This is a genomic window from Nonomuraea coxensis DSM 45129 (genome assembly GCF_019397265.1).
GTDB classification, from domain to species: domain Bacteria; phylum Actinomycetota; class Actinomycetes; order Streptosporangiales; family Streptosporangiaceae; genus Nonomuraea; species Nonomuraea coxensis.
This window is the reverse complement of sequence record NZ_CP068985.1, coordinates 3,536,579-3,558,067: the sequence shown is the minus strand read 5'-3', so window position 1 is coordinate 3,558,067 and position 21,489 is coordinate 3,536,579. Positions and strand designations below refer to the sequence as shown.

Sequence of the window (21,489 nt, the reverse complement as noted above, 5' to 3'; positions counted from 1 at the left end):
TCGGTCGCCCGTAACACAAATCACGCCATACCCGGTGAAATCCGGGTCAAAGATCTACGGGGCCGGAGTCAGGCCGGGTGGCGCTGCCCACGGGAGGCGAGGTGGCCGGTCCTGCTGGTGATCAGGCCGGGGTCGCCGGGCGAGAGGGAGTTGAGGAACAGGCGGTTGACGCCCGGCAGGGCGGCCAGGCGCAGCAGCCAGTCGCGGGCGGCGATCCGGCGGCGGCTGGAGGGCGCCATCCACTCGACGAAGCGGCGGCCGAACGCCTGCACCTCCGCGATCGTCGGCCGCATGCGCTCCTCGTACCGGGCCAGCGCGGCGGGCAGATCGCCGGCGGCCAGCTCGTCGGCCAGGACCCAGGCGGCGGCCACCGCCATGGACGCGCCGTGTCCCGCGAACAGCGAGACCGCCTGGCAGGAGTCGCCCAGCAGCACGGCCCTGCCGCGGCTCCAGGACCCGGTCTCCACCTGGGTGACCTGGTCGTAGTAGAGGTCGGCGGGCAGCCGGGGCAGCGTCTCGGGCAGGATCCAGCCCAGCTCGCCGTAGTGGCGGCGCAGCGCCGCCACGGGGTCGGCGGGCAGGGCCGGGTCGGGCTCGCGGCGCAGGAAGAGCAGCGCGAGCCGGTCCTCAGGCAGCGCGTACGCGCCGGCCATCAGCCCGGGGACGGTCAGCATCCGGTAGCGCGGCCCGACCCGCGCGCTCAGCTCCGCGTCGGTGAGGATGCAGGCGGCGACGTGGTGGCCGAGGGGGCGGAGGTGGCGTTCCTCGGGGCCGAAGACCAGCTCGCGGACCCGGGAGTGCACGCCGTCGGCCCCGACGAGCAGGTCCACGGCGCGGCGGGTCGCCGGGTCACTGGCCTGGGGCATGGTCGTGGACCGGTTCCGTCCCGACCGCTGGGACGTGGCCGGAGCGCTGGTCTGCCTGGCCGGCGTCCTGGTCATCATGTACGCGCCGCGTTCCTGAACGCGGTCTGTGCCGCAGATGACTGGACGAAGGCGTCTTTGTCCGTGTCAACCGATCACGCGTCGCGGCGTAATGGTTCCGGTCCTCCCACTACCGGAAAGGTACGCAGTGACATGCGTAACAGCAGCTCCCTCATGACCCTGGCCGTGCTCGCGGCAGGCGCGCACCTGGCCCTGGCGCTTCCCGCGCAGGCGGACACCCACGTCGAGAACCCGTCGGGTCACATCAGCGTGTCCGCCGACCCTGGCAAGGCCAACACCATCACGATCACGCCGCTGGACGCCGCCGATCCCGGCGGCGACGTCGTCATCAGGGACTCGGGCGACGTGATCGAGCCGGGCCGCAACTGCGCGGCGTACGGCACCGGCGTGCTCTGCGACGGCCTCGTCCAGTACATCCAGATCTCCCTGGGCGACGGGGACGACGTCGTGACCAACCTCAGCACCATCCCGGTCCGGGTGACCGGCGGGGAGGGGAACGACCGGCCGGGTGGCCGCCCTCCCTAGGGGGCGGCCACCCGGCGGATTGCCAGGCGGGCCACCGGCGACCCACAATCCAGGCCGGACCATACTCCCGAGATCGGCAGGCCCGTGCGGTACGTCAACCTCTCCGCCACGATCGGCGGCATCAGCGATGTGCTCGACCCGCAGCCTTACCTCGACCGGCTGCCCGAACTCCGCGCGGCGCTGCCCGAAGGGGCCGCGGCCTACGCCGGCGAGCCCGGCCACTACGACTTCACCAGCCCCCGGTGCGTCCACGACCTGAAGCTGGACCGGATCCTGTTCGGCGAGGACGACGGCGACGGCGGCGGCGACGGCTGGATGCGGCTCGGGTTCCGGCACAACTGCTGGAAGCACGAGGAGGACCTGACCCTCCACTACACGGGCGTGACCGGCTACGCCCTGCGCGGCGAGTCCGACATGCCGCTCGCGACCCGGCTCGGCGAGGTCGTCCTGGACGAGGTACTGCCGCACCCGGACGGCTGCGCGCACGAGATCGCCTGCCACACCGGCTCCGTCGTCATCGTCTGCAGGGACCTCACCGCGACGTGGTCCGAGGCCGGCTGCCGCCGCGTCCGGCGAGGTCGCGACCGTGGAGCGTGACCGGCCCCGCGGCGGGTTCCCCTCCCATGTCCGCTGGCGGCCGGCTATACGCTGTCGCCCGTGATCACACCAGTCACCGCCCGGCTGGGCCCCCGCCGCTGGACGGCCATGATCGTGCTCGGCTTCGTCGGCCAGCTCGCCTGGACCGTCGAGAACATGTACCTCAACGTCTTCCTCTACGACACGATCACCGACGACCCCACCGCCATCGCCACGATGGTCGCCGCCAGCGCGTTCACCGCCACGGTGGCGACGTTGCTGGTGGGCGCCCTGTCCGACCGCACGGGCCGGCGGCGGGCCTTCATCGCCGCCGGCTACGTCCTGTGGGGTCTCGCCACGGCGGCGTTCGGGCTGGTCACCGTGGACACCGTGGGAAGCCTGGCGCCGGCCGCGAACGCCGTGCTGATCGCCATGATCACGGTCATCGTGCTGGACTGCGTCATGTCGTTCCTGGGCTCCGGCGCGAACGACGCCGCCTTCCAGGCGTGGGTGACCGACGTGACGTGGCCGGCCGTCCGCGGCCGGGTGGAGTCCGTGCTCGCGATCATGCCGCTGGTGTCGATGCTGGCCGTCTTCGGCGCGCTCGACCCGCTCACCCGCGCCGGGCGGTGGCGGGAGTTCTTCCTGCTGGTCGGGGCGGTCATCACCGTGGTCGGGGTGGTGGCGTGGTTCCTCGTACGGGACCGGCCGGCCCTGCCCCGGGCGCGCGGCGGCGCGCTGGACGCGCTCTTCCACGGTCTGCGCCCCAGCGCGATGCGCGCCAACCCCGTCCTCTACCTGCTGCTGACGGCGCTGGCGATCTGGGGCGTCTCCACGCAGATCTTCCTGCCCTACCTGATCATCTACGTGCAGCGTTACCTGCAGATCGAGGCGTACGCGCTCGTCCTCGGCGTCGTGCTGACCGGTGCGGCCGTGGTCACCGTCGGCTGCGGCCGGCTGATCGACCGCGTCGGCAAGAGGCGCTTCCTGCTGCCCGCCCTCGGCGTCTACGCCGCCGGGCTGCTGGCGATGTGGCCGGCGCGCGGCCTGGTCCCGGTCATCGCGGCCGGCCTGGTGATGATGTCCGGGTTCATGCTGGTCGCCGCGACGATCGGCGCGCTGGTCCGCGACCACACGCCGCCGGAGCACGCCGGGCACGTGCAGGGGCTGCGGATGGTGTTCGCGATCCTGATCCCGATGCTGATCGGCCCGTACGTGGGGGCGCTGGTCATCCGCGGCGCGGACGCCTACTACGAGGATCTGGGCGTGCTCAGGCAAGTGCCCACGCCCGCGATCTTCCTGGCGGCCGCCGCGGTGCTGCTGCTGATCACCCTTCCCGTCCTGGCACTGCGCAAGAGAGAGGCCGCATGAGCATGCTCACCCGCTGGGGCAGGGACCTCGACCCCGACGAGGTCCTGCCGGAGTATCCGCGGCCGCAGCTCGTCCGCGACAGCTACCTCAACCTCAACGGCCGGTGGGACTACGCGATCACCGGCGGCGACGCGGAGCCCGCGGCCTACGACGGGCGGATCGTCGTGCCGTTCTCGCCGGAGGCCGAGTTGTCGGGCGTCGGCCGCCAGCTCATGCCCGGCCAGACGCTCTGGTACCGGCGCGCCCTCGTCCTTCCCGGCGGGTTCGGCACGGGCGGCCGGGTGCTGCTGCACTTCGGCGCCGTGGACCAGACCTGCCGGGTGCTGCTCAACGGCGTCGAGGTGGGCGCGCACACCGGCGGCTACCTGCCGTTCAGCTGCGACGTCACCGCCGCCCTGCGCGACGGCGAGAACGTGCTGACCGTCGCGGTGCGCGACGACACCGACACCGTCCCGCACGCGCGCGGCAAGCAGAAACTGGAACGGGGCGGCATCTGGTACACCCCGCAGTCCGGCATCTGGCAGACCGTGTGGGCCGAGCGGGTGCCCGACGTGCACGTGGAGCGGCTCACCCTCACCCCGCACCTGGCCGAGTCCTGCGTCGAGGTGACCGTGCACGCCGCCGAGGGCGAGGCGAGCGTCGAGATCCTGGCCGCCGGGTCCGTCGTCGCCCGCGCCACCGCCCCCGCCGGGCGGCCGGTGCGCGTCCCGATCCCGGACGTCCGGCCGTGGAGCCCGGAGGACCCCTTCCTGTACGACGTCACCGTGGAGCTGGGCGCCGACCGGGTGCGGAGCTACGTGGGCATGCGCTCGTTCGGGGTGGGGACGGACGCCGGCGGGGTGCCCCGGCTGCTGCTCAACGGCCGCCCCTACTTCCACGCCGGGGTGCTGGACCAGGGCTACTGGTCCGACGGCATGTACACGCCGCCGTCCGACGAGGCCATGATCCACGACATCGTCACCATGAAGCGGCTCGGCTTCACCATGCTGCGCAAGCACATCAAGATCGAGCCGCTGCGCTGGTACTACCACTGCGACCGGCTCGGCATGCTCGTCTGGCAGGACATGGTCAACGGCGGGGGCCGCTACCACCCGCTGCTCGTCACCGCTCCGGCGTTCGTCCCGTTCCACCTGACCGACCGCTGGTTCGGCCGGCCGCACAGGGAGCGGTTCCTGGCCGAGCTGCGCGAGACGGTCGAGCACCTGCGCAACGTGGTGAGCCTCGCCGTCTGGGTGCCGTTCAACGAGGGCTGGGGGCAGTTCGACGCGGCCCGCGTCGCCGGGGAGCTGGCCGCGCTCGACCCGACCAGGACCGTCGACCACGCCAGCGGATGGCACGACCAGGGCGCGGGCGACCTGCGGAGCCTGCACGTCTACTTCCGTCGTTTCCGCGCGCCGCGCCGCCGGCGTGACCGGCGGGTGCTGGTGCTGTCGGAGTACGGCGGGTACGGCCTGCGGGTCGACGGCCACACCTTCAACGACCGCAACTTCGGCTACCGGCGCTACGACACCCCCGAACGGCTCGGGGCCGCGTTCGCCCGGCTGCACGCCGAGCAGATCGTCCCGGCGATCCGGCGCGGCCTGAGCGCCACCGTCTACACCCAGCTCTCCGACGTCGAGGACGAGCTGAACGGCCTGCTCACCTACGACCGGGAGGTGCTCAAACTGCCGGAGGACCTGGTCCGCGCGGTCAACCGGCGGCTCACGCTCGGCCAGGCCCCGTGACGGTCAGGCGGGTCCGGTGCGGCGGCGGTAGTCGCGGGGTGAGACGCCGAGGCGGCGTTTGAAGGCGGGGCCTCCACGTCGGCGTCCGTGGACCCGGACGCCGCCGGCCGCCTCTGGGACCTCGCCACCGCCGCCTGCCGGCCGTAGCCCTACAGCCCGAGGGTGCGGGCCAGCCAGTCCGTACGGGCCCGCCGGGCGGCCGCGGACAGCGCGGCCTCGGGGAAGAGCGCGTCGAAGCCGTGGAAGCCGCCCGCCCACACGTGGAGCTCCGCCTGGCCGCCCGCGGCCCAGATGCGGGTGGCGTACTCCACGTCCTCGTCGCGGAAGACCTCGGCGGAGCCCGCGTCGACGTACGCGGGAGGCAGCCCGGACAGGTCGTCCGCCGTGGCGGGCGAGACGCGGGCGGGGACCTCGTCGCCGTCGAGGCCGCCGAGAACGGCGTCCCAGGCGAACGCGTTGGTCTCGCGGGTCCACACGCCGGGCTCGCCGGCGTACTGGCGGCTGGAGGTGGTGGCGTTGCGGTGGTCGAGCATGGGACAGATGAGGACCTGGGCGGCGATCGCGGGAGCGCCGCGGTCGCGGGCCATGAGGGTGACGCCCGCGGCGAGCCCGCCGCCGGCGCTGGCTCCGGCGACGACGACGCGGCCGGGGTCGATGCCGAGGCCGGCGGCGTGGCCGGCGACCCACCGCAGGCCCTCGTAGCAGTCCTCTACGGGGATGGCGCCGCCGGCCTCGGGAGCGAGCCGGTAGCCGACGGTGACGACGACCGCGCCGAGCCGGTCGAGCCATTCGAGGGGGATGTCGAGCTGCGAGAACCGGTCCCCCATGATCATTCCGCCGCCGTGCATCCAGTAGACGCACGGCGCTCCTGGCGCGGCGCCGGCCGGGGTGAGGACCGTGAGCGGGATCGGCGCGCCGCCGGCGCCTGGGACGGTGACGTCGCGCCGGTCGACGGCGCGGCCGCGCAGCAGGGGCTCGACCGGCGGCGCGGGGATCGCGCGCAGCTGCGCGAGGATCCCCGGGGTGATCTCCTGGACGAGCGGCATGCCGGTGAGCAGGGCGCCGAGCTCGGGGTCGAGGGCGGGGCGGGAGAGGGACGACATGGTGGGGTTCCTTCCGAGGAAGAGGCAGAGGAGGTGGTCAGAAGGCGGCCTTGCCGCCGACGGGCACGTAGTCGGTGTACGGGGCCTGCGCGGCGAGCAGCTCCTCGATCCGGGAGACGAGGGCCTGGGCGGCGGGACCGGCGAAGACCTGGCGGTGCTCCGCCTCGCCGGTCCAGCCCTCGGTGACGTGGACGACGTCGGGGTCGGAGGCCGACCGGCAGACGAGGTAGACCAGGCAGTGCTCGCTCGCGGCGGGGCCGTCCTCGTCCAGGGCGGTCAGCAGCAGGCCGGCCAGCCGCTCCCCCATGCCGGGCCTGGCGGTCAGGGTGGCGTTGAACCCGTATCGGATCGTCACAAGAGCTCCTCGGTCGTCGGAGGGTGATGCATCTTCCTCCTGTCAGGCGGCGGGCCGCCGCCGATCAGGTGCTCTCATTCCATCGCTTGACCTCGGCGAACGGTAGAACGAAGCTCCTCGCTTCTTGCCTGATCCTCCACAGTTCGTGATGGAATCACGGGCATGGGATTCGACGAGCTGCGTGCGTCGCTGGCCCGGCACGTCCGGCCGGACGAGGGCACGGTCATCGACGGCCTGCACATCGCGAGGGCCGAGCGGCCTGGCCCGCCGTCGCCCGCGATGTCCGGCACGGTGCTGGCCGTCCTCGCCCAGGGCGCCAAACGGCTCGCGGTGGGCGACCGCGTCCACGAGTACCACCCCGGCAGCTACCTGGTGGCCTCCGTGGACCTGCCGGTCACCGGGCACTTCGTCGGGATCAGCCCGGAACGGCCCGCGCTGGGGCTGGCGCTCGTCCTGGAGCCGTCCGCCGTCGCCGACCTCCTCCTGCGCGCCGCCCCCGGCGACCTGCCGCCCGCCCGCGCGGGAGCGCTGCCGGGCATCGCCGTCGCCGGCATGACGGCCGACCTCCTCGACGCCCTGGTCCGCCTGCTCCGCCTGCTCGACAGGCCGCGCGACCGGGCGGTGCTGGCGCCGCTGGTCAAACGCGAGATCCTGTGGCGGCTGCTCACCGGGGAGCAGGGCGAGGCGGTACGCCGCCTCGGCCTGGCCGACAGCAGCCTCGGCCACGTCGCCCGCGCCGTCCGCTGGGTCCAGGACCACTACGCCGAGCCGTTCCGCGTCGAGGAGCTGGCCCGGCTGGCCGGCATGAGCCCGTCGGCGTTCTACCGCCACTTCCAGGCGGTCACCGCGCTGAGCCCCATCCAGTTCCAGAAGCGCATCCGTCTCCAGCAGGCCAGGCTCCTGCTCGCCGGTCGCCCGCACGACATCACCGCCGTCGCCCACCGCGTCGGCTACGACAGCCCCTCCCAGTTCAGCCGGGAGTACCGCCGCCGGTACGGCGTCCCGCCCAGCCGCGACGCCGCCCGCCTCCGTCATGCGGGCGAGGGGTGAGCCGCGGTCAAGGAGTCCCGGCGCGGGGGCGGACCACCGCGACGGGGCAGGTGACGTGGTGCAGCACGCCGTGGCCGACCGAGCCCATGATCGCGGAGGCGAGGCCGCCCAGCCCGCGCGAGCCCACGACGACCAGGTCGGCCGACGCCGCCGCCTCGGCCAGCACGCTCGCCGGGTGCCCGATCCACGCCTCGTGGGTGATCTCGACGTCGGGGTTCCGCTCCCGCCACCGGTCCACGCCGTCCGCGACCGCGCGGGTGTCCTCCTGGTAGAGGTCCATGATGACGCCGTCGCCGGCGACCGCGTACGGGGAGACCGCCGGGGTGCGCCAGACGTGCACGACGTGCAACCGCGAGCGGTGGGCCCTGGCGTGCGCGACGGCGTACTCCATGGCCGCCTCCGCGTGCGCGGAGCCGTCGTAGCCGGCGACCACCCGGCCGTGCCGGACGTCGCCGGGCCCGCGGACGACCACGACCGGCCCGGAGGCGTGCCCGGCCACGGCGAGGCTCACCGAGCCGATCAGCAGGGCCGCGAGCTCCCCCAGGCCCCGGCTGCCCAGGACCAGGCTGTCGGCGGTCGCCGCCTCCGCGAGGAGCCGGTCGACCACGTTGCCGGCCAGCAGTTCCGTGGTCACCGGCTGTCCGCCGGCCAGGGCGCGGGCCCGGTCGCCGGCGAAGGCGAGCGTGCTCGCGCAGCACCCCATCTCGTGCTCCGGGCGCCCCCGCTCGCAGGCGTGCACGACGCGCAGGCGCAGGTTTCTGGTCCTGGCCTCGGCGGCGGCCCAGTCCACGGCGGCTCCCGCGGCCGCGGATCCGTCCACGCCGACGACGATCTGTCCGGTCATCGCACGTTCCTCCCTCGCCGGTTCGGTCCCGGGTCCAGCGGAGCCGAGGCCGGGCACGCTCAGGGGCCTTGGTCCCGGGTTCCCGGGTCCAGGCTCACAGCGGGCGCGTGCGGACCACGGCGAGCGGGCAGAGCGCGTGGTGCAGCAGCGCGTGGCTGACCGAGCCGAGGACCATCCCGGCGAGCGCGCCGTGCCCGCGGGAGCCCACGACCAGCAGGTCGGCGCCGGAGGACGCCTGGCGGAGCACCTCGGCGGGATGGCCGTGCACGACGTCCTCGACGAAGGAGACGTCGGGGTGCTGGGCCGCGAGCTTCTGCTTCACGACCTGGAGGTCGTCCTGATCGCGGGCGGCGGGGTCGAGCCCGTACCACGGGTATTCCTGGGCGTGCACGACGCGCAGCCGCAGGCCGCGCGTGCGCGCCTCGGCGAAGGCGAACTCCAGCACCCCGGACGACGCGGGCGAGCCGTCCACGCCCGCCACGATCTCGCCCTTCGGCGGCGAGGCCGGCTCGCGCACCACGACGACGTCGCACGGGGCGCGCCCGGCGACGCCGTAGGCGACCGATCCGACGAGCATCCCGCGGACGCCGCCAAGGCCGTGACTGCCCACGACCAGCAGCTCGGCGTCCTCCGCCGCCTCGATCAGCGCGGCGCGCGGATCGCCGGGCACGAACGTGGTCCGCAGGTCGATGGCGGCGTGCTCCCTGCGGGCCTGCTCCTCGGCCGCCCGCAGGACGCTCCTGCCGCCCTCCCGCATCCAGGCGGCCACCTCGGAGAGGCGCCCGCTCTCGGTCTCGCACGCCCACCGGGGGATGGCGTGCGCGACGGTCAGCGGCACGTCACGCAGGGCCGCCTCCCGCGCCGCCCATCCGGCGGCCTCCAGCCCGGCCTTGGAACCGTCCACACCCACGAGAATCATGCCACGCTCCTCCTCCGTGCCTCTCCCCCGCGCTCGACCGGCAGGCGAGGACACCCGCTGAGGTGAGGATATCGGCCCCGGCCGAGCCGGGCTCGGCGGCCGTGACTGCCGGTCGGCGCCACCGTTCCCGTGGGCCGGGACCGTCGAAGGATGGGATATCTATCTGGAACCTCAGCGGGTGTCTGTGTCCAGGTTCCCGCCGGAGGAGGCGGCCCCGTAGGGCCGCAAGTACCGGGCCTGTCGGGACTTAGGTCCCCGGCCCAGGACGAGTCGCCCCCACCTTCGAACCTACCGAATTGCGAAATTTCGCAATTGCGTGCAGAATGACAACGGCCGGCGAGGAGAGGATACGCGGAAGATGTCGGTGCCCCTGTACGAAGCCAAGGCCGAGCTGTTCCGGCTGCTGGGCCATCCGGTGCGCATCCGCGTCCTGGAGCTGCTCCAGGACGGGCCGAAGCCGGTCCGCGACCTGCTGGCCGCGATCGAGGTCGAGGCGACCGGGCTGTCCCAGCACCTGGCCGTGCTGCGCCGCTCCGAGCTGGTCACCGCCCGCCGCGACGGCTCGACCGTCGTGTACGCGCTGTCCGGCGGCGACGTCGCCGAGCTGCTGCGGGCGGCCCGCGCCCTGCTGAGCGCCAAGCTTTCCGGCCGGCACGCGCTGCTCAACGAGCTCCTCGAAGAAGAGGCCGACCACCGGTGAATCCCCTGCTCACGGCGGGCCTCGGCCGCCTGCGCTCCGTCCTGCCCGCCCGCGCCGACCTGGCCGCGATGGGCCGCCATCCGCGGCGCGACCTGCTCGCCGGGCTGACGGTGGCGATCGTGGCGCTGCCTCTGGCGCTGGGGTTCGGCATCTCCTCCGGCCTCGGGGCCGAGGCCGGGCTGGCCACCGCGGTGGTGGCCGGTGTCCTCGCCGCCCTCTTCGGCGGGTCCGCGCTGCAGGTGTCCGGGCCGACCGGGGCCATGACGGTCGTGCTGGTGCCGATCATGCACGCGCACGGCGCGTCGGGCGTGCTCACGGTGGGGGTGCTGGCCGGGCTGCTGCTGATGGGGCTGGCCCTGGCGCGGGCGGGCCGCTACATGGCGCTCGTCCCCGCACCGGTGGTGGAGGGCTTCACCCTGGGCATCGCATGCGTGATCGGCCTGCAGCAGGTGCCGGCCGCGCTCGGCGTGCCCACCCCGGAAGGGGACAAGGTGCTGGCCGTGGCCTGGCAGGCGGTGCTCGCCTTCGCCGCCCACCCCGACTGGATGGCGCTCACGATGGCCGTCGCGGTCGCGGCGGTGATGCTGGGCGGGGCGCGCCTGCGGCCCGGCGTGCCGTTCTCGCTGCTGGCCGTGGTCGCCGCCACCGTCGTCGCCGAGCTGGCCGCCCTGCCGGTGACGCGCATCGACGCCCTGCCCTCCGGGCTGCCCGCCCCGTCGCTGTCCTTCCTCGACGTGAGCGCGCTGGGCTCGCTGCTCGCCCCCGCCGTCGCGGTGGCCGCGCTCGCCGCGCTGGAGTCGCTGCTGTCGGCCGCCGTCGCCGACGGCATGAGCGTCAACCACCGGCACGACCCCGACAGGGAGCTGTTCGGCCAGGGGCTGGCCAACCTGGTGGCACCGCTGTTCGGCGGCGTGCCGGCCACGGGCGCGATCGCCCGCACCGCCGTCAACGTGCGCTCGGGCGCCTCCTCCCGGCTGGCCGCGCTCGCCCACGCCGCGATTCTCGGGGTGATCGTGTTCACCGCCGCCGACCTCGTGGCGCGCATCCCGCTGGCGGCGCTGGCGGGGGTGCTGCTGGCCACGGCGGTGCGGATGGTCGAGGTCGGCTCGGTCGCCGCGATGCTCCGCTCCACCAGGTCCGACGCGCTCGTGCTCGCGCTGACCGCGATCGCCACCCTCGCCCTCGACCTGGTCGCCGCCGTCATCCTCGGCCTGATCGTGGCCGGCGCGCTGGCGCTGCGCGCCATCGCCCGCGACGTCCGGCTGGACGCGATGCCGCTGCACCCGGACCTGCCCGGCGACCACGACGCCGAGGAGCACGCACTGCTGGCCGAGCACATCGTCGCCTACCGGCTGGACGGGCCGCTGTTCTTCGCCGCCGCGCACCGTTTCCTGCTGGAGCTGTCCGAGGTCGCCGACGTCTCGGTGGTCGTCCTGCGGATGTCCAGGGTCACCACCGTGGACGCGAGCGGCGCGCTGGTGCTCGGCGACGCCATCTCCCGCCTGGAGCGCCGCGGCATCACCGTGTACGTCTCCGGCATCCGCGACGGCCACCACCGCCCGCTGCGCGCCCTCGGCGTCATCTCGCGCCTCGACGAGGCCGGGCAGGTGTTCGCCACCACCCCCGAGGCGATCGCCGCCGCCCGCCACCGCCTCCACCGGGACGGCGTCCTGCCCGCCGCCCGGTCCGACAGCTGACGGGTATCAGCAGGTCAGGCGGGTATTCCCTCCCTAGGGGGACGAATGCTGGGGATGCCTGAGGGAATTCGCGGGTGCCTGTTCGACATGGACGGCGTGCTGACGCGCACCGCCACCGTGCACGCCGCCGCGTGGAAGACGATGTTCGACGAGTTCCTGCGGAAGCGGGCCGACCGGTCGGGGACGCCGTTCGTGCCCTTCGACGCGAAGGCCGACTACGACCGCTACGTCGACGGCAAGAAGCGCGTGGACGGGGCGCGGAGCTTCCTGCGGGCGCGGGGCGTCAGCCTCCCGGAGGGGACACCGGACGACCCGCCCGGCGCGATGACCGTCAACGGGCTCAGCAACAGGAAGAACCAGCTCGTCCAGGCGATCATCGACAGGGACGGCGTGCAGGTGTTCCCCGGCTCCGTCCGCTACCTCGCCGCGGTCCGGGACGCGGGACTGCGCAGGGCCGTGGTGTCGTCGAGCGCCAACACCGCGCACGTCCTGACGGCCGCGGGGCTCGCCTCGGAGTTCGAGGCCAGGATCGACGGCGTCGTGGCCCGGGAGCGGGGGCTGGCGGGCAAGCCGGCCCCGGACATGTATCTCGCGGCGGCCGAGGCGCTGGCGCTGAAGCCGTCGGAGGCGGCGGTGTTCGAGGACGCCCTGGCGGGGGTCGCGGCCGGCCGGGCGGGAGGGTTCGGCTTCGTCGTCGGCGTCGACCGGGCGGGGCAGGCGGAGGCGCTGCGCCGGCACGGCGCGGACGTCGTGGTCACCGACCTGGCCGACCTCCTGGAGCAGGGGACGCGGCCCCGGGAGGCACGATGATCCGGCACCCCGCGTTCGAGGTCGCGCCGTGGACGCTCACGGAGCGCCGGCTGGACCTGGACGTACTGGCGCAGACCGAGTCGGTGTTCGCGCTGTCCAACGGGCACATCGGCCTGCGCGGCAACCTGGACGAGGGCGAGCCGCACGGGGCGCCGGGCACCTTCCTCAACGGGTTCTACGAGCTGAGGCCGCTGCCGTACGCGGAGGCGGGCTACGGATACCCGGAGTCGGGGCAGACGGTGGTGAACGTCACCAACGGCAAGCTGATCCGGCTGCTGGTCGGCGACGAGCCCTTCGACCTGCGCTACGGGACGTTGCACCAGCACGAGCGGGTGCTGGACCTGCGCGCGGGCACCCTCACGCGCACGGCGCGCTGGACGTCGCCGACCGGCACCTCGGTGCGGATCAGGTCCACGCGGCTGGTGTCGTACACCCATCGCGCGGTCGCCGCGATCCGGTACGAGGTCGAGGCCGTCGACCGGCCGACCCACCTCGTCGTCCAGTCGGAGCTGGTCGCCAACGAGACCCAGACGTCGGCGGGCGGTGACCCGCGCGCCGCCGCGACGCTGCGGTCCCCCTTGGTCGCGGAGGACAGCGTCGTCGACGGGGACAACCTGGCGATCATGGTGCACCGCACCCGGGCCAGCGGGCTGCGGGTCGCCGCGGGCATGTGGCACGAGATCGACGGGCCGGACGGCACCGTGACCGAGGCGCAGGGCAGCGACGACGTGAGCCGGGTCACCGTGGCCACGATGCTGTCGCCTGGGCAGAAGCTGCGGCTGGTCAAGTTCTTCTCCTACGGGTGGTCGGCCAAGCGGTCGCGGCCCGCCCTGCACGACCAGGTGGCCGCGGCGCTGGCGGCCGCCCGCCTGGTCGGCTGGGACGGCCTGCGCGCGGACCAGCGGCGCTTCCTGGACGCGTTCTGGGACGGCGCGGACGTGGAGGTGGAGGGCGACGCCGAGGTGCAGCAGGCCGTGCGTTTCGGGCTGTTCCACCTGCTGCAGTCCGCCGCGCGCCTGGAGGAGCGCCCCATACCGGCCAAGGGCCTGACCGGGTCCGGCTACGACGGTCACGCCTTCTGGGACACCGAGATCTTCGTGCTGCCCGTGCTCACCCACACCTATCCGAGAGCCGTCGCGGACGCGCTGTCGTGGCGGCGGTCCATCCTTCCCCTGGCCCGGGCGCGCGCCAGGCAGCTGGGGCTGCGCGGGGCCGCCTTCCCCTGGCGGACCATCCACGGCGAGGAGTGCTCCGGCTACTGGCCGGCGGGAGCCGCGGCCTTCCACGTCAACGCCGACATCGCGCACGCCGTCGCCCAGTACGTCGACGCCTGCCAGGACGCGGCGTTCGACCGTGACACCGGCCTGCACGTGCTCGTCGAGACGGCCCGGCTGTGGTGCGCCCTGGGGCACCACGACGCGTCGGGGCGGTACCGCATCGACGGCGTGACCGGACCGGACGAGTACACCGCCGTCACCGACAACAACGTGTACACGAACCTGCTGGCCCAGCGGAACCTGCGTGAGGCGGCCGAGGCCGCGGCCCGCCATCCGGCCGTGGCGGCGCGGCTTCAGGTCACGGAGGAGGAGATCCGCCGGTGGCGGGATGCGGCGGAGGCGATGACCGTCCCCTGGGACGAGCGGCTGGGGGTGCATCCGCAGAGCGAGGGGTTCACGCAGCACGCGCTCTGGGACTTCGCGGCGACGGGTCCCGACCGGTATCCGCTGCTGCTGCACTTCCCCTACTTCGACCTCTACCGGCGGCAGGTGGTCAAGCAGGCGGACGTGGTGCTCGCGATGCATCTGCGCGGGGACGCCTTCACGCCGGAGCAGAAGGCCGGGAACTTCGCCTATTACGAGGCTCTGACGGTGCGGGACTCGTCCCTGTCCGCCTGCACCCAGGCGGTCATCGCCGCCGAGGTGGGGTATCTGGAGCTGGCCTACCGCTATCTCGGGGAGGCGGCGCTGATGGACCTCGCCGACCTGGAGAAGAACACCGTGGACGGCGTGCACATGGCGTCGCTGGCCGGGGCGTGGATCGCGCTCGTGGCCGGGTTCGGCGGGATGCGCGCGGGCGGGGGGCGGATGTGCTTCGCGCCCTCCCTGCCCTCCGGCATCACCCGGCTCGCCTTCCGGCTGCGTTACCGCGGCAGCCTGATGAGCGTCAGCGCCACGGAGGAGACGACGGCCTACCGGCTCCTGGAAGGGCCGCCGATCACGCTGACCCACCACGGCGAGGAGTTCGACCTGGGCCAGGAGGAGGTCACCCGGCCCAATCCGCCCCGGCCCGCGCCGGAGCGGGAGGTTCACCAGCCGCCCGGCCGCGAGCCCCGCCCGCGCCGGCCCCGCGGGTGACGCTCAGCCCTGGAAGCGGAACGGCACGAAGCACACCATCGCGCTCGTGTGGTCACGCAGGGACGCGGCCAGGAGCAGATCGCGCTGGGTGTGCAGGAGCCGGTAGCGGGGATGGGGCGGCTCGATCCGCGGGATCACCACGGCGATCCACCGGCCGTCCGCCTCGTGGCGGCGCACGTACTCGACGACGGGGCGGACCACCGCGTGGCGGGGGCTGTCGAGGATCTTCAGCTGGACGTGCGGGTTCCACCGCTCCCACCTCGCGCGCAGGTCGCCGAGTTCGTCGGAGGTGTTGGAGACGACGACGGCGACGACCTCCCCGCCGACGGCCAGTGCCGCGCTGAGCGCCCGTTCCGACAGGACGCTGATCGCGGACCTCGGGCTGAGGGGGACGATCACCAGCCGGTCCTCCGGCGCGGGGCGGTGCGGCGCGGCCGGCGGCCGGCCGAGCCCGAGCGCGGCCGCGACCCTGCCGTAGTAGCGCTCCACGCTCCTGAAGAGCAGGATCAGCAGCGGCACGGCCACGAGCACCGCCCAGGCCCCTTCGGTGAACTTCGTGACGAGCAGCACCAGCGTGGCCACCGTCGTCGCGACGGCGCCGGTGCCGTTCAGCAGCGCCCTGCGCGCCCACCCCGGCGGGCGTTCCCCCCTCCAGTAGCGGACGAGCCCGAGCTGGCTGATCGTGAAGCCGGTGAACACCCCGATCGCGAACAGCGGGATCAGCCGGTGCGTCTGCGCGTCCAGCGTGATCAGGAGCAGCGCGGCGAGCACGGCCACCGCGACGACGCCGTAACGGTGGACGGGCCGTTCGGAGCGCAGGGTGAACAGGTGCGGGAGCCGGTGGTCCTTGGCCAGCAGCGCCATCAGCACCGGCAGGCCGCCGAAGCTGGTGTTGGCGGCCAGTCCGAGCGCGAGGGTGACGATGATGTTGACCGCGAGGTAGAGCCAGCCCGTGCCGTAGGCGCCCGCGGTGAGCTGGGCGAGAATGGTGACGCCCGAGCGCGGCACGACCTCGTCGCGCCGGATGAGCAGCGCCGTCCCGATCAGCATCGCCCCGAGCAGCACGCCGAGCGTCAGCTCGGTCCGCTGGGCCCGGCGCACCCGCGGCCGGCGGAACATCGGCACCCCGTTCGCGATGGCCTCCACGCCGGTCAGCGCCGAGCAGCCCGAGGAGAACGCCTTGAGGATCAGCAGCACGCTGAGCGCCTCGTGCGCGGGCAGGGGCTCGGCCGTGCCGACGACCGCCACAGGGTGGGAGCGGGCCAGGCCGACGACGACCATGCCGAGGATGCTCGCGATGAACAGCAGGGTCGGCACGGCCAGCACGCGGGCGCTGTCGGCGATGCCGTACAGGTTCACCGCGGTGAGCACGGCCAGCGCCACCAGGCAGGTCGCCAGGAGGTGGGGACGGAGGACGGGGAAGGCGGAGGCGAGGCTCGCGGCGCCCGCCGCGAGGCTCACCGCGACGGTGAGCACGTAGTCCACGACGAGCGCGGCGGCGGCCAGCAGGCTCACCATCGGGCCGAAGCTCCGCTTGGCCACCGCGTAGGAGCCGCCGCCGTCGGGGAAGGCGGCGATCACCTGGCAGTAGGAGGTGACCAGCAGGATGAGCAGCGCGGCGATGGCCAGCGTGATCGGCAGCGTGTGGCCGACCGCGGCGCTGCCCGCGGCGACGAGGACGAGGGCGATCGCCTCCGGGCCGTAGGCGACGGAGCTCAGCGCGTCGAGGGAGAGCGCCACCAGCCCCTGGAGGCTGGTCAGGTGGCTCTTGGCGCCCTCGCCGTGCTGGAGCTGGACCTTGGGCGCCCGCTTCGTCGACAGGAGGGCGCCCGTGGTGGCGACGGCGCGGTCCTCCGCCAGGCTCGTGCGCGGGTGTGCTGCCGGGGGCTCGCCGGCATCCGGTTCGTGATCGGCCACCGCGTGCCCCCCGTCGTCCCCCATCGGCTGTCCGGCGGCCCACCCGCGCGGAGATCTCACTCGTGTCCGGCTCCCCTGGAGCCGCGGTCGTTCAGGGTTTGCGCCGGTCGGGCGCGGGATGTCCCACGATCAGGCGCCGGGCGAGATCCCACAGCCGGTCCAGCGTCGCCTGGACGGGCGGGGACTCCGGCCCCAGCAGCCGGACCCAGGCGCCCGCCCCGTCCGGCAGGGTGCTCGCCCCGCCCGCCAGCCCGCTGCCCGCCACCACCTCGTGCAGGGCGTCGGCCAGGGCGCCCGCCTCGACGGCCGGGGTGACGACGTACAGGGTGGACAGCACCCCGTGATCGCCGAACATGGCCGGGCCGGTGACGGGGGCGCGCCCGGGGACGAGCCTGAGCGGGTCGGCGCACACCAGCGTGCCGCCGGGGCGGTGCACGGCCAGGTCGGTGCAGCAGGCGGTGTAGGCGTGCCGCTCACCCCGGGCCAGCCGGCCGGCCAGCATCGTCTCGGCGAGGATCGCCGAGCCGCCGGGATCGCACGTCAGGTGCGTGCGCTGGTAGTAGCGGGAGCCGGCGAACGGGATCAGCGGATCCGGCAGGTACTCCAGGTAGCCGCCGGGGCCGACCGTGAGGTGGACGAGCTGCGTGCCGTAGTCCTGTTCCATCCGGTAGACCTTGGTGGCGGTCTGGGTGGTCACGTGCACGGCGGCGTCCGCGCCGCAGGTCACGTCCAGCCGGTAGCGGTCGCCCTGCAGCACGCCGGCGCCGGCGGACATGACGATCACGTACGGCAGGTCGGGGCGGGCCGGGTCGTAGTAGAGCGGCCGCATGATCTGCAGCGGCGTCTTCTGGTAGTGGCCCGTCAGCTCGGTGCGCCCGCCCCGCCGCTCGAAGGTCAGGTCGAGCACGCCCACCTTGCCTGAGGTGCCGACCTGCAGGGTGTCCAGGGCCTGCGCGTGCCTGGCCACCTCCTCCGGGACGGAGGGGATCGTGTAGTGGCCGGCCGCGAGCCGGTCTAGGCGCTCGGCGAGCATGCGCGCCTGCGGCTGGTGATGAAGTCCGCGACCTCCGGCAGGCCCGTGCCCCGCAGGGCGTCGGTGAGGATCACCGGCCTGCCCTCGCGGACCCGGTCGGCGTCCCGGGCCATCACCTCCAGGTCGGCCCGCACGTACGGCGCGATGTCGATCTTGTTGATGACCAGCAGGTCGGAGTCGGTGATGCCCGGCCCGCGCTTGCGCGGCATCTTGTCGCCCTCGCCGGTGTCCAGCACGAACACGTAGACGTCGGCCAGCAGCGGGCTGAAGGTGAGCGTGAGGTTGTCGCCGCCGCTCTCGTACAGCAGCGTGTCGATGTCCACGAAGCGTTCCACGAGCTCCGCGCCGGCGGCCAGGTTCATGGACGGGTCGTCGCGGACCGCCGTGTGCGGGCAGGAGCCGGTCTCCACGCCCATGATCCGCGCCGGGTCCAGCACGCCGTCCAGGGTGCGCCTGACGTGGTCGGCGTCCTCCTGGGTGTAGATGTCGTTGGTGATGACGCCGACGCCGTGCCCGCGCTCCAGCAGGATCGGCACGAGCGCCTCGATCAGCGCCGTCTTGCCCGAGCCGACCGGGCCGCCGACGCCGACCTTGAAGACGTGGTCCAGCGCCGTGGTCAGGCCGGTGTCCACGGGCGGATGCGGGTGTTGATGCATGGGTGTGCCCGCCTTTCAGGTGGTGAAGAGCCGAGCCGGCGCCCGCTCGTGGGCGCAGCTCATCGTGTCGGCGATCGGGGTGGCGGCGTACAGGTCGAGCGGGTCGCGGGCGGCCAGCGCGGCGGCCGCGGCCCGCTCGATCGCGGGCGCGGCCCCGTACAGGGTGGCCTGGGCCTGCCGGAAGTCGAGGCGGCGCAGCCGGACGGCCGAGCTGACCCAGCTCGCCGCGAAGGCGTACAGGTCGCCCGTCACCGCGCCGTCCTCGGGCACGCCCAGCCCGGCGTAGGCCGTGCCGAGGACGACCGCGTGGTTGCCCGGCGTGGCTCCCGTCCCGACCAGCTCCATCAGCCGGAACAGCTCCGGGGTGGCGAAGACCGTGGCGGCCGTCCGCAGGACCTGGTTGCCGGTCCTGGTCGCCGCCGCCCGCAGCTCGCGGTTCAGCTTGATGGCGTGCAGCCGCTGGTCGACCGCCACCACCGTGTCCCAGTCGTCCTCCCGTACGGCCCGGTGGACGAGCACCAGCGCGGTGGCGTCCCCCGGGCCGGCCGCGTGCAGCAGCACGTCCTCCAGCAGCGCGGCGACGTCCACGGGCCCCGCCTGGACGTAGGCCTCCAGGCCGTGCGAGAGCGTGTACAACCCGCCGGGGAAGGCGGAGTCGGACAACTGGAGCTGGGCGAGCAGGCTCATGCCAGGAAGAACAGATGGTTCAGCGGCAGTTCCCTGGCCGGCTCGATGGTGGCGTGCTCGCCGTCCACGGTGACCTTGAACGTCTCCGGGTCCACGGTGATCCTGGGCAGCGCCGAGTTGCGCACCATGTGCCGTTTGTCGACCGTACGGGTGTGGCGCACCCTGGCGATCAGCCGCTGCAGGCCGAGCCGTTCCGGCACCCCGGCGGCGATGGCGGCGTCCGGCAGGAAGGTCACGTTGCTCTTGCGCTGCGCCATCCCCATCGCGCCGAACATCGGCCGGTAGTAGACGGGCTGCGGCGTGGGCAGCGAGGCGTTCGGGTCGCCCATCTGCGCCCAGTTGATCAGCCCGCCCTTGACCACGACCGCGGGCTTCGCGCCGAACGAGGTGAACGGCCAGAGCACGATGTCGGCCAGCTTGCCGTCCTCCAGCGAGCCGACCGTCTCGGCGATGCCCACGGTCCTCGCCGGGTTGATGGTCAGCTTGGCGAGGTAGCGCAGCACCCGGTAGTTGTCGTTGCGCTCGGAGTCCTCCGGCAGCTTGCCCCGCTGGTCCTTGCAGTGGTGCGCGGTCTGGAAGGCCCGGGTGAAGGTCTCGCCGACCCGGCCCATCGCCTGGGAGTCGGAGGAGAACATGCTGATCACGCCCATGTCCTGCAGCACCGTCTCGGCGGCGATGGTCTCCGCGCGCACCCGGCTGTCGGCGAACGACACGTCCTCGGGGATGTCGTGGCTGAGGTGGTGGCAGACCATCACCATGTCGAGCAGCTCGTCCACCGAGTTGATCGTGTACGGCAGCGTCGGGTTCGTCGAGGACGGCAGCGCGTTCGGCTCGCCGGCGATGCGGATCAGGTCGGGCGCGTGCCCGCCGCCCGCGCCCTCGGTGTGGAAGGTGTGGATGGCCCGGCCGTTGATGGCGCTGATCGTGTCCTCGAGGTAGCCGGCCTCGTTGAGGCTGTCGGAGTGCAGCGCCACCTGGACGTCGTAGTCGTCGGCCACCCGCAGCGCGCAGTCCACCACCGACGGGGTCGAGCCCCAGTCCTCGTGCACCTTGAGCACGCACGCCCCGGCCTCGATCTGCTCGGCCAGCGACCCGGGCAGGCTGGAGTTGCCCTTGGCCATGACGCCGATGTTGACCGGCAGCGCCTCGACGGCCTGGAGGATCCGGCCGATGTTCCACGGGCCGGGGGTGCAGGTCGTGCCGCGGGTGCCGTCGGTGGGGCCGGTGCCTCCGCCGATGAGCGTGGTGATGCCGTTGGAGAGCGCGTTCTTGGCCTGCTGCGGCGCGATGAGGTGGACGTGCGGGTCGATGGCGCCCGGCGTGGCGATCATGTGCTCGCCCGCCAGCACCTCCGTGCCGACGCCGATGACCAGGCGGCGGTCCACGCCGTTCTGGGTGTGCGGGTTGCCGGCCTTGCCGATGCCGACGATCTTGCCGTCCTTGATGCCGATGTCGCCCTTGACGACGCCGAGGATCGGGTCGAGCACGACGGCGTTGGTGATCACGAGGTCGAGCGCGATCGTGGCGTTCTGCGAGAGGGGGTCGGCCGACATGCCGTCACGGACGGTCTTGCCGCCGCCGTAGACGGCCTCGTCGCCGTAGTGGCCGGCGGTGTGGTCCTTCTCGATCTCGATCACCAGGTTGGTGTCGGCCAGGCGGACGCGGTCGCCCACCGTGGGGCCGAACATGCTCCCGTACTGCTTGCGGCTCATGGTGGTCATCGCGCGTCAGCCCTTCTTCTTGCTGGGGGACTTCTTGGGCGCGGCCGGCTTCTCCGCCTTCCCGCGGCCGGCCGGCTTCTCCGGCTTGCCGCCGCCGGCCGGCTGGATGGTGGCCGAGGGCTCCGGCTCGTTGGCGTAGCCGAGCTCGTCCAGCCGCCGCATCGCGCGGATCCGGGCGTTCCTGGTCCTGAGGCCGCCGTCGACCAGGCCGGCGAAGCCGACGACCCGCATGCCGCCGCCGTACTCGACGAGGTTCACGTGGTGGGTGTCGCCCGGCTCGATGCGGACCGCGGTGCCTGCCGGGATGTCCAGGTGCATGCCGTACGCCTTCTCCCGGTCGAACCTGAGCGCCCGGTTGGCCTCGAAGAAGTGGTAGTGCGAGCCGACCTGGACGGCCCGGTCCCCGGTGTTGCGCACCGTCAGGCTGACCCTGCGCCGCCCGACGTTGATCTCGATCGGGTCGTCGGCGTAGACGACCCTGTCCGTGTCCGTCATGACGAACC

21 protein-coding genes are annotated in these 21,489 nt (G+C 73.5%); 10 read left to right on the top strand and 11 right to left on the bottom strand.

Annotated features, from left to right (window positions below):
- Positions 1-68: 68 nt before the first annotated feature.
- The gene (locus Nocox_RS16650; protein ID WP_020547859.1) at positions 69-866 is read right to left on the bottom strand and encodes a Rossmann-fold NAD(P)-binding domain-containing protein; all 798 of its coding nucleotides are present in this window, start codon (positions 864-866) and stop codon (positions 69-71) included.
- Between the two features lie 4 nt (positions 867-870).
- On the opposite strand from Nocox_RS16650, the gene Nocox_RS16645 reads away from it, so the two are divergent.
- The 5 genes from Nocox_RS16645 (at position 871) to Nocox_RS16625 (ending at position 5,140) form a co-directional block, all read left to right on the top strand.
- The gene (locus Nocox_RS16645) at positions 871-963 is read left to right on the top strand and encodes a YnfA family protein (RefSeq protein ID WP_425517775.1); all 93 of its coding nucleotides are present in this window, start codon (positions 871-873) and stop codon (positions 961-963) included.
- A 113-nt stretch (positions 964-1,076) separates the two neighbouring features.
- The gene (locus Nocox_RS16640) at positions 1,077-1,469 is read left to right on the top strand and encodes a hypothetical protein (protein ID WP_157383537.1); all 393 of its coding nucleotides are present in this window, start codon (positions 1,077-1,079) and stop codon (positions 1,467-1,469) included.
- An 84-nt stretch (positions 1,470-1,553) separates the two neighbouring features.
- Positions 1,554-2,066 carry a hypothetical protein gene (locus Nocox_RS16635; RefSeq protein WP_020547862.1) on the top strand — a complete coding sequence of 171 codons (513 nt, stop codon included), beginning with the start codon at positions 1,554-1,556 and terminating at the stop codon, positions 2,064-2,066.
- A gap of 60 nt (positions 2,067-2,126) precedes the next feature.
- The gene (locus Nocox_RS16630) at positions 2,127-3,416 is read left to right on the top strand and encodes an MFS transporter (RefSeq protein WP_026215296.1); all 1,290 of its coding nucleotides are present in this window, start codon (positions 2,127-2,129) and stop codon (positions 3,414-3,416) included.
- Positions 3,413-5,140: a glycoside hydrolase family 2 protein gene (locus Nocox_RS16625; protein WP_026215297.1), complete on the top strand. Its 1,728-nt coding sequence runs from the start codon at positions 3,413-3,415 to the stop codon at positions 5,138-5,140. The genes Nocox_RS16630 and Nocox_RS16625 overlap by 4 nt, the downstream gene beginning before the upstream one ends.
- Before the next feature lie 149 nt (positions 5,141-5,289).
- Here Nocox_RS16625 and Nocox_RS16620 read toward each other — a convergent pair whose 3' ends face one another.
- Entirely contained in the window at positions 5,290-6,243 is a 954-nt protein-coding gene (locus Nocox_RS16620) for an alpha/beta hydrolase (RefSeq protein ID WP_020547865.1), read from the bottom strand.
- Between the two features lie 37 nt (positions 6,244-6,280).
- Positions 6,281-6,598, bottom strand: a complete 318-nt coding sequence (locus tag Nocox_RS16615) for a putative quinol monooxygenase (protein ID WP_020547866.1) — start codon at positions 6,596-6,598, stop codon at positions 6,281-6,283.
- A gap of 162 nt (positions 6,599-6,760) precedes the next feature.
- Between Nocox_RS16615 and Nocox_RS16610 the strand changes: the two genes are divergently transcribed.
- Entirely contained in the window at positions 6,761-7,648 is an 888-nt protein-coding gene (locus Nocox_RS16610) for an AraC family transcriptional regulator (protein ID WP_020547867.1), read from the top strand.
- A 7-nt stretch (positions 7,649-7,655) separates the two neighbouring features.
- Here the strand turns inward: Nocox_RS16610 and Nocox_RS16605 are convergent, their stop codons facing one another.
- Together Nocox_RS16605 and Nocox_RS16600 are read right to left on the bottom strand one after the other, a co-directional pair.
- A complete protein-coding gene (locus tag Nocox_RS16605; RefSeq protein WP_020547868.1) occupies positions 7,656-8,492 on the bottom strand; it encodes a universal stress protein in 837 nt (278 codons plus the stop codon).
- Positions 8,493-8,586: 94 nt separating this feature from the next.
- Positions 8,587-9,411: a universal stress protein gene (locus Nocox_RS16600; protein WP_033411587.1), complete on the bottom strand. Its 825-nt coding sequence runs from the start codon at positions 9,409-9,411 to the stop codon at positions 8,587-8,589.
- A 358-nt stretch (positions 9,412-9,769) separates the two neighbouring features.
- Between Nocox_RS16600 and Nocox_RS16595 the strand changes: the two genes are divergently transcribed.
- The 4 genes from Nocox_RS16595 (at position 9,770) to Nocox_RS16580 (ending at position 14,972) form a co-directional block, all read left to right on the top strand.
- Positions 9,770-10,111, top strand: a complete 342-nt coding sequence (locus Nocox_RS16595) for an ArsR/SmtB family transcription factor (protein ID WP_020547870.1) — start codon at positions 9,770-9,772, stop codon at positions 10,109-10,111.
- Between the two features lie 68 nt (positions 10,112-10,179).
- The gene (locus Nocox_RS16590) at positions 10,180-11,808 is read left to right on the top strand and encodes a SulP family inorganic anion transporter (RefSeq protein WP_211212874.1); all 1,629 of its coding nucleotides are present in this window, start codon (positions 10,180-10,182) and stop codon (positions 11,806-11,808) included.
- 54 nt (positions 11,809-11,862) lie between these two features.
- Positions 11,863-12,618, top strand: a complete 756-nt coding sequence (locus Nocox_RS16585) for a beta-phosphoglucomutase family hydrolase (protein WP_343224388.1) — start codon at positions 11,863-11,865, stop codon at positions 12,616-12,618.
- The gene (locus tag Nocox_RS16580; RefSeq protein ID WP_020547873.1) at positions 12,615-14,972 is read left to right on the top strand and encodes a glycoside hydrolase family 65 protein; all 2,358 of its coding nucleotides are present in this window, start codon (positions 12,615-12,617) and stop codon (positions 14,970-14,972) included. The genes Nocox_RS16585 and Nocox_RS16580 overlap by 4 nt, the downstream gene beginning before the upstream one ends.
- Positions 14,973-14,975: 3 nt before the next feature.
- Here Nocox_RS16580 and Nocox_RS16575 read toward each other — a convergent pair whose 3' ends face one another.
- From Nocox_RS16575 to Nocox_RS44160, 6 genes are all read right to left on the bottom strand, one after another.
- A complete protein-coding gene (locus Nocox_RS16575; protein WP_246649800.1) occupies positions 14,976-16,889 on the bottom strand; it encodes an APC family permease in 1,914 nt (637 codons plus the stop codon).
- A gap of 91 nt (positions 16,890-16,980) precedes the next feature.
- Complete coding sequence (locus Nocox_RS16570) at positions 16,981-17,922, bottom strand: urease accessory protein UreD (protein ID WP_020547875.1); 942 nt, start codon at positions 17,920-17,922, stop codon at positions 16,981-16,983.
- The gene (gene ureG, locus Nocox_RS16565) at positions 17,904-18,578 is read right to left on the bottom strand and encodes an urease accessory protein UreG (protein ID WP_051112807.1); all 675 of its coding nucleotides are present in this window, start codon (positions 18,576-18,578) and stop codon (positions 17,904-17,906) included. The genes Nocox_RS16570 and ureG overlap by 19 nt, the downstream gene beginning before the upstream one ends.
- A 15-nt stretch (positions 18,579-18,593) precedes the next feature.
- On the bottom strand, positions 18,594-19,265 hold the full coding sequence (locus tag Nocox_RS16560) for an urease accessory protein UreF (RefSeq protein ID WP_020547877.1): 672 nt from the start codon (positions 19,263-19,265) through the stop codon (positions 18,594-18,596).
- Complete coding sequence (gene ureC, locus Nocox_RS16555; protein ID WP_020547878.1) at positions 19,262-20,986, bottom strand: urease subunit alpha; 1,725 nt, start codon at positions 20,984-20,986, stop codon at positions 19,262-19,264. Before ureC ends, Nocox_RS16560 begins: the two co-directional genes overlap by 4 nt.
- 6 nt (positions 20,987-20,992) lie before the next feature.
- Positions 20,993-21,481 (bottom strand): urease subunit beta, encoded by a 489-nt coding sequence (locus tag Nocox_RS44160; protein WP_020547879.1) that lies wholly within the window; start codon positions 21,479-21,481, stop codon positions 20,993-20,995.
- Between the last annotated feature and the right edge of the window lie 8 nt (positions 21,482-21,489).